Origin of the sequence: Pseudomonas oryzae, from assembly GCF_900104805.1 — a bacterium.
In the GTDB taxonomy this organism is placed as follows: Bacteria; Pseudomonadota; Gammaproteobacteria; order Pseudomonadales; family Pseudomonadaceae; genus Geopseudomonas; species Geopseudomonas oryzae.
On the sequence record NZ_LT629751.1, the window covers coordinates 4549540 to 4562616 of the forward strand.

Genomic DNA, 13077 nt, shown 5'->3' on the forward strand with positions numbered 1-13077 from the left:
CATGGACCGATCATGGATCCGCCTCGCGCCAACAAGAACAAGAGGAGCAGGATGATGTTGAAGCGTATGGCGTTGGCGCTGGGACTCGGGCTGGGTGCGACCCTGGCGCAGGCCGCTGATGTGTTGCGGGTATACGGCTGGGAGGGCCGCCTGGCGCCCAGCGTGATCGAGGCGTTCGAGAACCAGAGCGGCATCAAGGTGGAGTACACCACCTACTCCAAGGCCGAGGATGTGCTGCGCGACGTCGGTTTCGGCATCCGCTACGACGTGGTGTTTCCCGCCCATTTCCATCTGCCGGCACTGATCGATTCGCAGCGCCTGCAGCCGCTGGATCAGGCCCGGCTGAGCAATCTCAAGCAGGTCGACCCCGATCTGCTGGCCATGCTCAGCAGCTTCGAGGGCGAGACCCGCCACGCCGTGCCCTACCTGTGGGGCACCGTCGGCCTGGCGCTGAACGTGTCCAAGGTGGTCGACACCCTGGGCGTGCAGCCGGAGGACAGCTGGGGTCTGCTGTTCGACGCGCAGAACAGCGCGCGCCTGGCCCAGTGCGGCATCGGCCTGCTCGATGCGCGCGAGGAAGCGGTGTCGCTGCTGCTCAACTACAAGGGCCGGGCGCTGGGGCGCAGCGGTCCGCGGCAGATCCAGCAGGCCGGCGCCGACCTGGCCGCGCTGCGCGGCAAGGCCACCAGCTTCGGCAACAGCGCCTACATCGAGCAGCTGGCCAGCGGCAAGCTGTGCATGGCCATGGCCTGGAGCGGCCACGTGCTGAAGGCCGCCGACAGTGGCGCGCCGCTGCGTTACGTCACCCCGCGCGAGGGCGCGCTGATGTTCATCGACACCATGGCCATCCCGCGCAACGCCGAGCACGTCGATGCCGCCTATCGCTTCATCGACTTCCTCGCCAGCGGCGAGGCCAACACCCGCAACGCCCGCGAGACCCTGTTCTACCCGGTCACCCGCATCGACTCGCCGGCCATGGCCAGGCTGGCCAGCGAGCGACTGGATCTGGTGGTCACCGGCGAGCAGCGGCGCAGCTACTACTACCTGGAGGCGCTGAGCGCCAAGCAGAAGAATGCGGTGGATGCCTCCTGGGTCCAGGTGGCCGGCAAGTAACTCCCGCTCCGCACCGCCGCGCGCCGCTCAGCCGGTGCGCGGCGGCCAGTCCTCGCGCAGCCGTTCGAGCTGCGCGTCCTTGTCCTCCCACAGCCGGTTGACCCACTGCTGGAACTGCAGGCGGAACGCCTCGTCCTGGTCGTAGCTGCGGCCGAGGAATTCACCGGGGATCGGCCGCGCGGCGAAGCTCACCGCCACCCGGTGCAGGTTGCCGCACAGCAGGTCGCGAAAGCGCGGGCGGCCGTCCGGGTAGTGGATGGTTACGTCGACCAGCGTCTCCAGCTGCTCGCCCATCGCGCCGATCGCCAGGGCGATGCCGCCGGCGCGCGGCCGCAGCAGGTGGCGGTAGGGCGACTGCTGATCGGCGTGCTTGGCCTCGGTGAAGCGGGTGCCTTCGAGGAAGTTGAACAGCGCCACCGGAACGCCGCGCAGGCGCGCGCAGGCCTGGCGCGCGGTGGCCAGGTCGCTGCCGCGCTTCTCCGGGTGGCGCGCGAGGTAAGCCTTGGAGTGGCGCTGCATGAACGGGAAGTCGAGCGCCCAGCAGCACAGGCCGAACACCGGAATCCAGATCAGCTCCTGCTTGAGGAAGAAGCGCAGCAGCGGCAGGCGGCGGTTGAGATGGTACTGCAGGACGAAGATGTCCACCCAGCTCTGGTGGTTGCTGATCACCAGGCAGGAGCCGCGGCCGGGTAGGGTGTCCAGGCCCTCGAGGCGCCAGCGGATGGCGCCGAGGCGGTCGATCCAGGCGCGGTTGCCGTCCGCCCAGCACTCGGCGATGTGGCCCATCAGGCGCCGGCTGAGACGGCGGCTGGCGGCGAACGGCAGCAGCTTGAGCAGCGCCAGGGCGAACAGCGGCCAGCACCACAGCAGGGTGTTGAACACCAGCAGCAGGCCGGCGACGAGGCCGCGCAGCGGCGCGGGCAGGGATCGCAACATCTTCGGTTTCCACAAGGTCGAAACGGGGAGCGCGGCGGATGATAGCCCAGCCTTCGTCAGGCTTCAGGCCCCGTCGGCCATCTGTCCCGCGGCGGGTCGCATTCGGCCGGGGAGAGACGTAGAATCAGCATTCATACTTCATTCGCAAAGGTTTCATACCATGCAGATCGCGGCCAACAAGGCGGTATCCATTGACTACACCCTGACCAACGAAGACGGTGAGGTCATCGACAGCTCCGTCGGCCAGGCCCCGCTGGTCTACCTGCATGGTGCCCGCAACATCATCGCCGGTCTGGAGCGCGCCCTGGAAGGCAAGCAGGCCGGTGACGAGCTGGAAGTGACCATCGAGCCGGAAGATGCCTACGGCGACTACAGCGTCGAGCTGGTGGCCGTGCTCAACCGCTCCATGTTCGAAGGTGTCGACCAGCTGGAAGTCGGCATGCAGTTCCACGCCTCCGCTCCGGACGGCGGCATGCAGGTGGTAACCATCCGTGACATCGAAGGCGACGACGTCACCGTCGACGGCAACCATCCGCTGGCCGGCCAGCGCCTGAACTTCAAGGTCAAGGTGGTCAACGTGCGTGACGCCAATCCGGAAGAAATTGCACACGGTCACATTCATGGCGAAGGTGGTCACCACCACTGAGTCGCCAGGCTCGCAGCGGAACATCTGCTGCTAAGCTGGAGATGAAGCACGCCGGGGCGCTGTTGCGGATCGCGATAGCGCCCTTTTGCTGAGTACGCTATCGGCCTGGAGTCATGCGATGAGCATATTTCATGATCTGACCCTCAAAGCCCTGGATGGCGGGGATCTGCCGCTGGCGCCGTTCAAGGGCAAGGTGGTGCTGGTGGTCAACGTCGCCTCGAAGTGCGGCCTGACCCCGCAGTACGCCGGTCTTGAGCACCTCCACCAGCAGTACCGCGAGCGCGGCTTCAGCGTGCTCGGCCTGCCGTGTAACCAGTTCGCCGCCCAGGAGCCGGGCGACGAGGCGCAGATCCGCGAGTTCTGCAGTCTCAACTACGGGGTGAGCTTCCCGATGAGCGCCAAGGTCGAGGTCAACGGCCATGATCGCCACCCGCTCTACCTGCTGCTCGCCGGCGAGGGCGCGGAATACCCCGGCGACATCACCTGGAACTTCGAGAAGTTCCTGGTCGGCCCCGACGGCCGCGTGCTCGAGCGCTTCTCGCCGCGCATTCCCCCGGAAGACCCGCACCTGATCCAGGCCATCGAGAAGGCGTTGGACGGCCTGCCGGCCTAGCTTTCGTCCGCGGGCGGAGGAAGCCCGCCCGCGCGCTTCCTCCTGCTCAGTGGCTGGCCGCCACCAGGCGCTCGCTGCCCTGTTCGCGCACCCAGAACACCGTCGCCCCGGCCACCGCCGCCGGCATCAGGACGATGTTCAGCCCCGGCACCAGCAGCGCGGCATAGGTGGCGGCGCCGAAGCCCAGGCTCTGCCAGCGCTTCTCGCGCAGCCAGGCGAGCATCTCGTTCCAGCCCATCTTGTGGTTGTCCGCCGGGTAGTCGATGTACTGCACGGCCATCATCCACACGCCCAGCAGCAGCCACAGCGGCGCGGCGAGCAGGTTCAGCCCGGGAATCAGCGACAGCACCAGGAGGCCCAGGGCGCGCGGCAGGAAGTAGGCGAGCTTGCGCAGTTCGCGGCCGAGGGTGCGCGGGATCATCGCCAGCAGCTCGCCCCAGCGGAACGGCGGCGCGACGTCGCGGCCGCGCACCACCGTCTCCACCTTCTCGGCGAGGAAGCCGTTGAACGGGGCGGCGATCAGGTTGGCCAGCAGGGTGAAGCTGAAGAACAGGATCAGCAGCACCAGTATCACGAACAGTGGCCACAGCAGGTATTCGAGGAAGGTCAGCCATTGCGGCAGGGTCGGCATCAGCGCGTCGACCCAGTAGCCGAACTGCTGGACGGCCAGGGTCAGCAGGGCGGCGAACAGCAGCAGGTTGACGGTCAGCGGCAGGATCACGAACAGGCGCAGACCGGGGCTGAGGATCAGGCGCAGGCCGGCGGCCAGGTAGCCGGGGCCGGAGAGGGCTTGCAGGGGCATGGAAGGCTCCATCGATGACACGCGGCAACCTTAGCATGGTCGGCCGGACGCCGCGGGGGCGCCCGGCCGCTCGCGCCTGCGTCAGCCCAGCGCGGTGAACAGCCGGCGCTGGCGCCGCGCGGTGAGCAGCGTCCAGCCCAGCAGCAAGGTGCACAGGCCGGCCAGCGGCCAGGCGCGCCACTGCAGGTAGGGCGTCAGGCCCTGCATCGGCACCACCTCGCCGCGCAGCACGGCGCGCTGGAACTGCGGCGCCTGCGCCTGCACCCGGCCGAACGGGTCGATCAGCGCGGTGACGCCGTTGTTGGTGGCGCGGATCATCCAGCGGCCGCTCTCCAGGGCGCGCATCTGCGCCATCTGCAGGTGCTGCAGCGGGCCGATCGAGGTGCCGAACCAGGCGTCGTTGCTCACTGTCAGCAGCAGCTCGCTGCGCGCGGCGAGGCTGGCGGCGAACTCCGGATAGACCACCTCGTAGCAGATGTACGGGGCGATGCGGTAGCCGCGCGCGCTGAGCAGCGCCTGGTCGGCCGGGCCGCGGGCGAAGTCGGACATCGGCAGGTCGAAGAAGGCGATCAGCCCGCGCAGCAGGTCCTGCAGCGGCACGTACTCGCCGAACGGCACCAGCTTCTGCTTGAGGTAGGTACCGCCGCCCTGGCCGATCGCCTGTAGGGCGTTGTAGTAGCGCGGTCGGCCCTCGGCGTCCTTCTCGCGCAGCGGCACGCCTGTGATCAGCGCGGCGCCCCGCTCGCTGGCGAAGCGGCCCATCACCGCCAGATAGCCCTCGGCGTATTCGCGCAGCACCGGCACCGCGGTTTCCGGCCACACGTAGAGGTCGGCCGGCGCCTCGGCGAAGGTCAGGTCGCGGTACAGGGCGAGCTGGGCGTTGAGCTGCTCGGGATCCCACTTGAGGTTCTGCGCGACGTTGCCCTGCATGGCGGCGACCTTGAGCGGCGCGCCGGCCGGCCGGGTCCAGGCGTGGTCCTGGAGCCACAGCCCGCCACCCCACAGCCCGGCCAGCAGCAGGCCGGCGCCGAGCAGGCAGCGGCCGCGCAGCAACAGCGCCGGCAGGTTGGCCAGCAGGGCGGCGGTCAGCGCCATGGCGAACGACAGCAGCCACACCCCACCGAGCGGCGCCAGGCCGGCCAGCGGGCCGTCGAGCTGGCCGTAGCCGATGTACAGCCAGGGGAAACCGGTGAACAGCCAGCCGCGCAGCGCCTCCTGGGCCACCCACAGGGCGGCGAAGGCCAGCGCGTCGGCCAGCGGCGCGCGCTCGCGGCGCAGCCACTTGGCCCAGGCCCAGGCCGGCAGGGCGAAGAACAGCGCGAGGCCGGCGCAGAACGCCAGGGTCAGCAGGCCGGCCAGTGCCGGCGAGGCGGCGCCGTAGTCGTGGATGCTGACGTAGACCCAGCTGGTGCCGGCGGCGAAGACGCCGAAGCCGTACAGCCAGCCGCGTACGGCGGCGGCGCCGGGCTGCAGGCCGCGCAGGCCGAGGTAGAACAGCGCCAGCGACAGCAGGCCGAGCGGCCACAGGTCCCAGGGGGCGAGGGCCAGCGGGGTGAGGGCGCCGGCGGCCAGGGCCAGCAGGTGACCCGGCCAGCCCGGGCGGGAGATCCAGCGCATGGAGATTCCTTGGCGAAAGACAGGCGCGGGCAGCTTAAAGGAGCGGCGCGCATCCGGGTAGGGTGGGAAACGGCCGCAGGCCTTTCCCGCCATGGGGCCGCCAGCGCTGGAGGATCGCTGCGCGAGCCTTCCGCGGGGTGGCCGTCCACCCCGCATTCGGCGCAGCGGTCTCAGCGTGCCAGCGGGGTCAGGCGCAGCAGGTGGATGCGCCGGCTGTCGGCGTTGAGCACGCGGAAGCGGAAGTCGCCCAGCTCGATGGTCTCGTTGCGCTTGGGCAGGTGGCCGAAGGCGCTCATCAGCACGCCGCCGAGGGTGTCGAATTCCTCGTCGGAGAAGGCCGCGTCGAAGAACTCGTTGAACTCGCCCACCGGGGTCAGCGCCTTGACGATGAAGTCGCCGCTGGGCAGCGCCTTGATGAAGCTGTCCTCCTCGACGTCGTGCTCGTCCTCGATCTCGCCGACGATCTGCTCGAGCACGTCCTCGATGGTCACCAGGCCGGCGACGCCGCCGTACTCGTCGATGACGATGGCCATGTGGTTGTGGGTGCTGCGGAATTCGCGCAGCAGCACGTTGAGGCGCTTGGACTCGGGCACGTAGGTCGCCGGGCGCAGCAGTTTCTGCATGTCGAAGGAGTCGCGGCGGTCCTCCAGCAGCAGCGGCAGCAGATCCTTGGCCAGCAGGATGCCGAGCACCTCGTCGAGGTTCTCGCCGATCACCGGGTAGCGCGAGTGGGCCGCGGCGATGATCGCCGGGAGGAATTCCTGCGGGTTCTGGCAGGCCTTGATGCTGATGATCTGCGAGCGCGGGATCATGATGTCGCGCACCTGCAGGTCGGCGACCTGGATGGCGCCCTCGACGATGGACAGCGCCTCGGTGTCGAGCAGCTTGTTGTCATGGGCGTCGCGCAGGACCTCGAGGAGCTCCTGGCGGTTCTTCGGCTCATGGGCAAAAGTCTGGATGATTCTTTCCAGCCAGGACTTCTGCCCCTGGCTCGATCGGTCGTCGCTCATGTGTCCTTACTCTTCGTCACAGGCGTAGGGGTCGGGATAGCCCAGTTCGGCAAGCAACTGGCGTTCCAGCGCCTCCATTTCCTCGGCTTCGGCGTCTTCGATATGGTCGTAGCCGAGCAGGTGCAGGCAGCCGTGGAGGGTCAGGTGCGCCCAGTGGGCGTCCAGGGCCTTGCCCTGCTCGGCGGCCTCGCGGGCCACCACCTGGGCGCAGATCACCAGGTCGCCGAGCAGCGGGATGTCCAGCAAGCCCTCCGGGATCTCGGCGGGGAAGGACAGCACGTTGGTGGCGTAGTCCTTGCCGCGCCAGGTGCGGTTCAGCTCGCGGCCCTCGGCCTCGTCGACGATGCGGATGGTCAGCTCGGAGGGCGCCGTGCGCTGGCGCAGGGCCAGCTCGCACCACTGGCGCAGTTGCGCCTCGCTGGGCAGATCGCCGGCCGTGGTGGCCAGCTGCAGATCCAGTTCAACCTGCATCGGATTCGTCCTTGGCGGTTTCCGCGATCCTGTCGGGCTTGCCCTGCAGGCGCTGCTCGTGGCGGTCGTAGGCCTCGACGATGCGTTGCACCAGCGGGTGGCGCACCACGTCCTTGGCCTTGAAGTGGGTGAAGCTGATGCCCGGCACGTCGCGCAGCACGTCGATGACGTGGGCCAGCCCCGACTTGGTGCCGCGCGGCAGGTCGACCTGGGTGACGTCGCCGGTGATCACCGCGGTGGAGCCGAAGCCGATCCGGGTGAGGAACATCTTCATCTGCTCGAGGGTGGTGTTCTGGCTCTCGTCGAGGATGATGAAGCTGTTGTTCAGGGTGCGCCCGCGCATGTAGGCCAGCGGGGCGATCTCGATCACCTGCTTCTCGATCAGCTTGGCCACCTGCTCGAAGCCGAGCATTTCGTAGAGGGCGTCGTACAGCGGGCGCAGGTAGGGGTCGATCTTCTGGGCGAGATCGCCGGGCAGGAAGCCGAGCTTCTCGCCGGCCTCCACCGCCGGGCGCACCAGCAGGATGCGGCGCACCTGCTCGCGCTCCAGGGCGTCCACCGCACAGGCCACGGCGAGGTAGGTCTTGCCGGTGCCGGCCGGGCCGATGCCGAAGTTGATGTCGTTGTCGAGGATCGCCTTGACGTAGCGCTGCTGGTTGGCGCCGCGCGGGGTGATGTGCGCCTTGCGGGTCTTCAGGGTGACCGTCGGTACCTGGCCGGGCACGGCGAGATCCTCGAGGCCGGACTCCTGGAGGAACAGGTGGACCAGCTCCGGGGTCAGCTCGGTGGCGTGGGTCTCGCGGTACAGGCGGCGCAGCAGGCGCTCGGCGGTGTGGCTGCGCTGGGCGTCGCCGACCAGTTCGAACTGGTTGCCACGGTTGCGGATCTCGATCGTCAGGCGCTGCTCGATCAGGCGCAGGTGCTCGTCGAATTGTCCGCAGAGGTTGGCGAAGCGGCGTGCTTCGAAGGGTTCGAGGATGAAGCGGTGGTGTTCCAGGGGAGCGTTCAAGGTCTTCTGTTGGCCGCCATTCGGCTGAGTGATGATTGAAGAATAACCGCAGGGGGGCGAGCGGGAAAGCATCCCGGCATTGGTCTATGGTGGCATGTGGCTGGCACCGGGACGCCAGGGGCGTCCCGGTGTCTGCGGTTCAGCCGTTCACCAGGCTGCCGCGCAGCGAGTGGGGGTAGGCTTCCTCGATGAGCACGTCGACGAACTGGCCGATCAGCCGCGGGTTGCCGGCGCGGAAGTTGACCACCCGGTTGTTCTCGGTGCGGCCCTGCAGCATGCCCGGATCCCTCTTCGAGTAGTCGCTGACCAGGATGCGCTGCACGCTGCCGACCATGCGCCGGCTGATCTCGAAGCCCTGCTGGGCGATGCGCGCCTGGAGGATCTGCAGGCGCTGCTTCTTGACCTCATCGGGGGTGTCGTCGGCGAGGTCGGCGGCCGGGGTGCCGGGGCGCGCGCTGTAGACGAAGGAGAAGGAGAAGTCGAAGCCGACGTCCTCGATCAGCTTCATGGTCTGCGCGAAATCCTGTTCGGTCTCGCCGGGGAAGCCGACGATGAAGTCCGAGCTGATGCACATGTCGGGCACCGCCGCCTTGAGCTTGCGGATCCGCGACTTGTACTCCAGGGCGGTGTGGTTGCGCTTCATCGCCGCGAGGATGCGGTCGGAGCCCGCCTGCACCGGCAGGTGGACGAACTTGACCAGCTTGGGAATCTCGGCGTGGGCCTGGATGATGGCGTCGGAGAACTCCAGCGGGTGGCTGGTGGTGTAGCGGATGCGCTCGATGCCGTCGATCGCCGCCACCGCGTGCAGCAGCTCGGCGAAGTCGGCGATGCGGCCGTCGCCGGCATCGCCGCGGTAGCCGTTGACGTTCTGGCCGAGCAGGGTCACTTCGCGCACACCGTTGTCGGCGAGGTGGAGGATCTCGGCGAGCACGTCGGCCAGCGGCCGGCTGACCTCCTCGCCGCGGGTGTAGGGCACCACGCAGAAGGTGCAGTACTTGCTGCAGCCTTCCATCACCGAGACGAAGGCGCTGGGGCCGTCGACGCGCGGTTCGGGCAGGCGATCGAACTTCTCGATCTCCGGGAAGGAGATGTCCACCTGCGGCTTTCGCGTGGTGCGCGCGGCGTCGATCATCTCCGGCAGGCGGTGCAGGGTCTGCGGGCCGAACACCACGTCGACGTAGGGCGCGCGCTCGCGGATCGCCGCGCCTTCCTGGCTGGCCACGCAGCCGCCGACGCCGATCACCAGCTCGGGGTTCTTCTCCTTCAGCGGGCGCCAGCGGCCCAGCTCGGAGAACACCTTTTCCTGGGCCTTCTCGCGGATCGAGCAGGTGTTGATGAGGATCACGTCGGCTTCGGCCGGGTCCTCGGTGATTTCGAGGGCCTGGTGTTCGCCCAGCAGGTCGGCCATGCGCGAGCTGTCGTACTCGTTCATCTGGCAGCCGTGGGTTTCGATGAAAAGCTTCTTGGCCATGGGAGATCGTCGGCGAATCGAGGGAATCGCGCATTATAGGCGGCGCCGGCCGGCCTTCCTAGGCTCCATGGTCGGGTGGGGGGATATGCTAGGATGCGCGCCCTTCCTGCCATAGCGTCGGACTGTCGAGTCATGAACAAGCCCGCCCCCATCTTCAAGGTGATCTTCCAGAACCAGGGCCAGGTGTACGAGATGTACGCCAAGGCCATCTACCAGAGCGACCTGTGGGGCTTCCTGGAGATCGAGGAGTTCATCTTCGGCGAGCGCACCCAGGTGGTGGTCGATCCCAGCGAGGAGAAGCTCAAGGCGCAGTTCGAGGGCGTGGTGCGCAGCTTCGTGCCGATGCACGCGATCATCCGCATCGACGAGGTGGAGCGCCTGGGCACGGCGAAGATCAGCGAGGCCAAGGGTGGCGGCAACGTCATGCCGTTCCCCATGCCGCCCATGCCGGAGCGCTGAGCTCCGGCAAGCCCGTAGGGTAGAAAACTCGCGCAGCGATTTTCTACCGGTTCTATGCCGTGCCACGGCTGGTGGACAATCGCTGGCGCGAGTTGTCCACCCTGCGCCCGTGCAGCCAGCAGCCAGTCCGTAGCGGCGAATTCATTCGCCCAACGCGCACCCACTGAGGCGAGTGAACTCGCCCCTACGCGATTGATCCTGCCACGCAGGACTCAGGGCAGTGGCGCGAAGGGCGAGCGCAGATCGCTGGCCTGCAGCTCCTGCAGGTAGTTGCGGAAGATCTCGCCGAGCACCCGGTTGGCCTGCTCCATCTGCTCGCGACTCATGCCCTCGGCCACCTCGTCGGCGCTGTCCAGCGCATCCTCGGCACCGTTGACCGCCGCCATCTTCAGCACGATGTAGGCCTGCACCTGATTGGCCGGCACGCCCTCGCCATGCCAGAACAGGGTGCCCAGGCGCAGCTGGGCCTCGGCATGGCCCTGCAGCGAGGCTTGCTCGTACCAGTGCACCGCCTGCGGCAGATCCTTAGCACGGCCCTGGCCGGCGTAGAAGAATTCGCCGAGCTCGAACTGTGCCTGCGCGTCGCCGCCGTCGGCCAGGTCGCGGCACTGGGCGAGCGCCTGCTCCAGATCTTCCGGGCGGGTATCGAGGACGCAGCGGCTGGTGGCCGGGATCAGCAGGGAGTTGCCACCGGCTAGGCCCGGCAGCGGGGTGGTCAGCAACAGGCAGCCCATCAGCAGGGTGCGGCCAGCACGGTTCATGGCGATCGGACATCTCCCGGGAAACGCGGGTAAACGACTACCCGTCCGGCGCACAGCGCCGGCGTCCACATTATGGGATAAGCCGCCGGGTCATGACAGGGGGAAAGCGGTTTTTCCTGCTGGCCTGGCGCCAGCATCCGGGGCTGGGTGCCGCCGGCGGGCGCATGCGGCCGGCGGACGGCCACATGCGCCGGGGCGGTCAGGCCTGCTTGAGGGCGGCGAAGGCGCGCTCGGCGGCGTCGAGGGTGATCGCCAGCTCGGCCTCGCCATGGGCGATCGAGGTGAAGCCGGCCTCGTAGGCGGACGGCGCCAGGTACACGCCGCCGTCGAGCATCAGGTGGAAGAACTTGTTGAAGCGCCCCGCATCGCTGGCCATCACGTCGGCGAAGGTGACGATGTCTGCGGCTGCGCTGAAGTACAGGCCGAACATGCCGCCCGCCTGGGTGGTGACGAACGGGATACCGGCGGCATCGGCGCGCTCCTGCAGGCCCTGCAGCATGCGGCTGGTGTAGTCGGTCAGCTCGGCGTGGAAGCCCGGACGGCTGATCAGGCGCAGGGTGGTCAGGCCGGCGGCCATCGCCAGCGGGTTGCCGGACAGGGTGCCGGCCTGGTAGACCGGGCCGAGCGGGGCGATGCACTCCATGATCGCGCGCTTGCCGCCGAAGGCGCCGACCGGCATGCCGCCGCCGACGATCTTGCCGAAGGTCGACAGGTCCGGGGTGATGCCGTAGTGGGCCTGGGCGCCGCCGAGGGCGACGCGGAAGCCGGTCATCACCTCGTCGAAGATCAGCACCACGCCGTGCTGGTCGCACAGCGCGCGCAGGCCCTCGAGGAAGCCCGGCGCCGGCGGCACGCAGTTCATGTTGCCGGCCACCGGCTCGACGATGATGCATGCCACGCTCTGGCCGACCTCGGCGAGGGTCTGCTCCACCGCGGCGATGTCGTTGTACGGCAGGGTCAGGGTGTGCTTGGCGAAGTCCGCCGGCACGCCGGCCGAGCTGGGTACGCCCTGGGTCAGCGCGCCGGAGCCGGCCTTGACCAGCAGGCTGTCGGAGTGGCCGTGGTAGCAGCCCTCGAACTTGATGATCGCGTCGCGCCCGGTGTAGCCACGGGCCAGGCGGATGGCGCTCATGGTCGCCTCGGTGCCGGAGCTGACCATGCGCACCAGCTCCATCGACGGCACCAGCTGGCAGACCAGCTCGGCCATCTCCACTTCCAGCGCGGTCGGCGCGCCGTAGGACAGACCGTGCTCGAGCTGCTTGCGCACCGCATCGAGCACCTCGGGGTGGCCGTGGCCGAGGATCATCGGGCCCCAGGAGCCGACGTAGTCGACGTAGCTCCGGTCGTCCTCGTCGATGACGTAGGCGCCTGCGGCGTGCTTGAAGAACAGCGGGGTGCCGCCGACGCTCTTGAAGGCGCGCACCGGCGAGTTGACGCCGCCGGGGATGTGCTTCTGGGCATTGCTGAAGAGGATTTCGGAGCGGGACATGGAGGGGTCTCTCGAAAGAAAGGTCAGATGTCGGCGAACAGTTGGCTGAAGGCGTGCGCGCGGCGCTCGACTTCGGCGGCATTCGGGGCGGCGAACAGGGCGTGGATCACGGCGACCATGCTGGCGCCGCGGGCGATCAGCCCGGGAGCGTTGTCGAGGGTCACGCCGCCGATGGCGACGATCGGCAGACGCAGGCGCGCGCGCGCCTCGTCGAGCAGCTCGGGGGTGGCGGCCGGGGCGCCGGGCTTGGTCTGCGAGTTGAAGAAGCGGCCAAAGGCGACATAGCTGGCGCCTTCGTTGCGCGCCTGCTCGGCCAGCTCCAGACGGGCGTGGCAGGTGGCGCCGATGATCGCGTGGCGGCCGAGCAGGGCACGGGCGGCGGACAGCGAACCGTCCTCCTGGCCCAGGTGCAGGCCGACGCCCAGCCGTGCGGCCAGCTCCAGGTCGTCGTTGATGATCAGCTGCGCGCCGTGGCGCAGGCACAGCTCGGCCAGCGCTTCGGCCTGGCGCAGGCGCAGCGCGGCGTCCGTGGACTTGTCACGGTACTGCAGCAGCTTGGCGCCGCCCTTGAGCGCGGCCTCGACGTAAGGCAGCAGGCGGCCGTCGGCCAGCAGCTGGCTGTCGGTAATGGCATAGAGTCCGCGCAGCGGCTTCATCGACAGGCTTCCTCGGCAACAGAA

General features: G+C 68.6%; 14 protein-coding genes. 4 read left to right on the forward strand and 10 right to left on the reverse strand.

Annotated features, from left to right (window positions below):
• Positions 1–54: 54 nt before the first annotated feature.
• Entirely contained in the window at positions 55–1113 is a 1059-nt protein-coding gene (locus BLT78_RS20760) for an extracellular solute-binding protein (protein ID WP_157719559.1), read from the forward strand.
• A gap of 27 nt (positions 1114–1140) precedes the next feature.
• Here BLT78_RS20760 and BLT78_RS20765 read toward each other — a convergent pair whose 3' ends face one another.
• A complete protein-coding gene (locus BLT78_RS20765; RefSeq protein WP_090351908.1) occupies positions 1141–2049 on the reverse strand; it encodes an acyltransferase in 909 nt (302 codons plus the stop codon).
• A 160-nt stretch (positions 2050–2209) separates the two neighbouring features.
• Between BLT78_RS20765 and BLT78_RS20770 the strand changes: the two genes are divergently transcribed.
• Together BLT78_RS20770 and BLT78_RS20775 are read left to right on the forward strand one after the other, a co-directional pair.
• The gene (locus tag BLT78_RS20770) at positions 2210–2695 is read left to right on the forward strand and encodes an FKBP-type peptidyl-prolyl cis-trans isomerase (RefSeq protein WP_090351910.1); all 486 of its coding nucleotides are present in this window, start codon (positions 2210–2212) and stop codon (positions 2693–2695) included.
• 118 nt (positions 2696–2813) lie between these two features.
• Entirely contained in the window at positions 2814–3308 is a 495-nt protein-coding gene (locus tag BLT78_RS20775; protein ID WP_090351912.1) for a glutathione peroxidase, read from the forward strand.
• 46 nt (positions 3309–3354) lie between these two features.
• Here the strand turns inward: BLT78_RS20775 and cysZ are convergent, their stop codons facing one another.
• The 6 genes from cysZ to miaB all read right to left on the reverse strand — a co-directional run bounded on the left by cysZ (position 3355) and on the right by miaB (position 9688).
• Positions 3355–4110 carry a sulfate transporter CysZ gene (gene cysZ, locus BLT78_RS20780; RefSeq protein ID WP_090351913.1) on the reverse strand — a complete coding sequence of 252 codons (756 nt, stop codon included), beginning with the start codon at positions 4108–4110 and terminating at the stop codon, positions 3355–3357.
• An 81-nt stretch (positions 4111–4191) separates the two neighbouring features.
• A complete protein-coding gene (lnt, locus tag BLT78_RS20785; RefSeq protein WP_090351915.1) occupies positions 4192–5727 on the reverse strand; it encodes an apolipoprotein N-acyltransferase in 1536 nt (511 codons plus the stop codon).
• A gap of 170 nt (positions 5728–5897) precedes the next feature.
• Positions 5898–6737, reverse strand: a complete 840-nt coding sequence (locus BLT78_RS20790) for an HlyC/CorC family transporter (protein ID WP_090351917.1) — start codon at positions 6735–6737, stop codon at positions 5898–5900.
• 6 nt (positions 6738–6743) lie between these two features.
• On the reverse strand, positions 6744–7208 hold the full coding sequence (gene ybeY / locus BLT78_RS20795; protein ID WP_090351918.1) for an rRNA maturation RNase YbeY: 465 nt from the start codon (positions 7206–7208) through the stop codon (positions 6744–6746).
• The gene (locus BLT78_RS20800; protein WP_090351920.1) at positions 7198–8217 is read right to left on the reverse strand and encodes a PhoH family protein; all 1020 of its coding nucleotides are present in this window, start codon (positions 8215–8217) and stop codon (positions 7198–7200) included. The genes ybeY and BLT78_RS20800 overlap by 11 nt, the downstream gene beginning before the upstream one ends.
• A 139-nt stretch (positions 8218–8356) precedes the next feature.
• Positions 8357–9688 (reverse strand): tRNA (N6-isopentenyl adenosine(37)-C2)-methylthiotransferase MiaB, encoded by a 1332-nt coding sequence (gene miaB, locus BLT78_RS20805; protein ID WP_090351922.1) that lies wholly within the window; start codon positions 9686–9688, stop codon positions 8357–8359.
• Between the two features lie 132 nt (positions 9689–9820).
• Here miaB and BLT78_RS20810 point away from each other — a divergent pair, with 132 nt between their 5' ends.
• Positions 9821–10147: a DUF1820 family protein gene (locus BLT78_RS20810; protein WP_090351923.1), complete on the forward strand. Its 327-nt coding sequence runs from the start codon at positions 9821–9823 to the stop codon at positions 10145–10147.
• A gap of 212 nt (positions 10148–10359) precedes the next feature.
• Here the strand turns inward: BLT78_RS20810 and BLT78_RS20815 are convergent, their stop codons facing one another.
• From BLT78_RS20815 to thiE, 3 genes are all read right to left on the reverse strand, one after another.
• Positions 10360–10908, reverse strand: coding sequence for a tetratricopeptide repeat protein (locus BLT78_RS20815; RefSeq protein WP_090351926.1), 549 nt, complete (start codon positions 10906–10908; stop codon positions 10360–10362).
• Positions 10909–11107: 199 nt separating this feature from the next.
• Positions 11108–12397, reverse strand: a complete 1290-nt coding sequence (gene hemL, locus BLT78_RS20820; RefSeq protein ID WP_090351928.1) for a glutamate-1-semialdehyde 2,1-aminomutase — start codon at positions 12395–12397, stop codon at positions 11108–11110.
• 23 nt (positions 12398–12420) lie between these two features.
• Positions 12421–13053, reverse strand: a complete 633-nt coding sequence (gene thiE / locus BLT78_RS20825) for a thiamine phosphate synthase (RefSeq protein WP_090351930.1) — start codon at positions 13051–13053, stop codon at positions 12421–12423.
• Between the last annotated feature and the right edge of the window lie 24 nt (positions 13054–13077).

Excerpts from the sequence above, each read along its gene's own strand:
- BLT78_RS20760 (WP_157719559.1), top strand. The coding sequence starts at position 55 with ATGTTGAAGCGTATGGCGTTGGCGCTGGGACTCGGGCTGGGTGCGACC.
- BLT78_RS20765 (WP_090351908.1), bottom strand. The coding sequence starts at position 2,049 with ATGTTGCGATCCCTGCCCGCGCCGCTGCGCGGCCTCGTCGCCGGCCTG.
- BLT78_RS20770 (WP_090351910.1), top strand. The coding sequence starts at position 2,210 with ATGCAGATCGCGGCCAACAAGGCGGTATCCATTGACTACACCCTGACC.
- BLT78_RS20775 (WP_090351912.1), top strand. The coding sequence starts at position 2,814 with ATGAGCATATTTCATGATCTGACCCTCAAAGCCCTGGATGGCGGGGAT.
- cysZ (WP_090351913.1), bottom strand. The coding sequence starts at position 4,110 with ATGCCCCTGCAAGCCCTCTCCGGCCCCGGCTACCTGGCCGCCGGCCTG.
- lnt (WP_090351915.1), bottom strand. The coding sequence starts at position 5,727 with ATGCGCTGGATCTCCCGCCCGGGCTGGCCGGGTCACCTGCTGGCCCTG.
- BLT78_RS20790 (WP_090351917.1), bottom strand. The coding sequence starts at position 6,737 with ATGAGCGACGACCGATCGAGCCAGGGGCAGAAGTCCTGGCTGGAAAGA.
- ybeY (WP_090351918.1), bottom strand. The coding sequence starts at position 7,208 with ATGCAGGTTGAACTGGATCTGCAGCTGGCCACCACGGCCGGCGATCTG.
- miaB (WP_090351922.1), bottom strand. The coding sequence starts at position 9,688 with ATGGCCAAGAAGCTTTTCATCGAAACCCACGGCTGCCAGATGAACGAG.
- BLT78_RS20810 (WP_090351923.1), top strand. The coding sequence starts at position 9,821 with ATGAACAAGCCCGCCCCCATCTTCAAGGTGATCTTCCAGAACCAGGGC.
- BLT78_RS20815 (WP_090351926.1), bottom strand. The coding sequence starts at position 10,908 with ATGAACCGTGCTGGCCGCACCCTGCTGATGGGCTGCCTGTTGCTGACC.
- hemL (WP_090351928.1), bottom strand. The coding sequence starts at position 12,397 with ATGTCCCGCTCCGAAATCCTCTTCAGCAATGCCCAGAAGCACATCCCC.
- thiE (WP_090351930.1), bottom strand. The coding sequence starts at position 13,053 with ATGAAGCCGCTGCGCGGACTCTATGCCATTACCGACAGCCAGCTGCTG.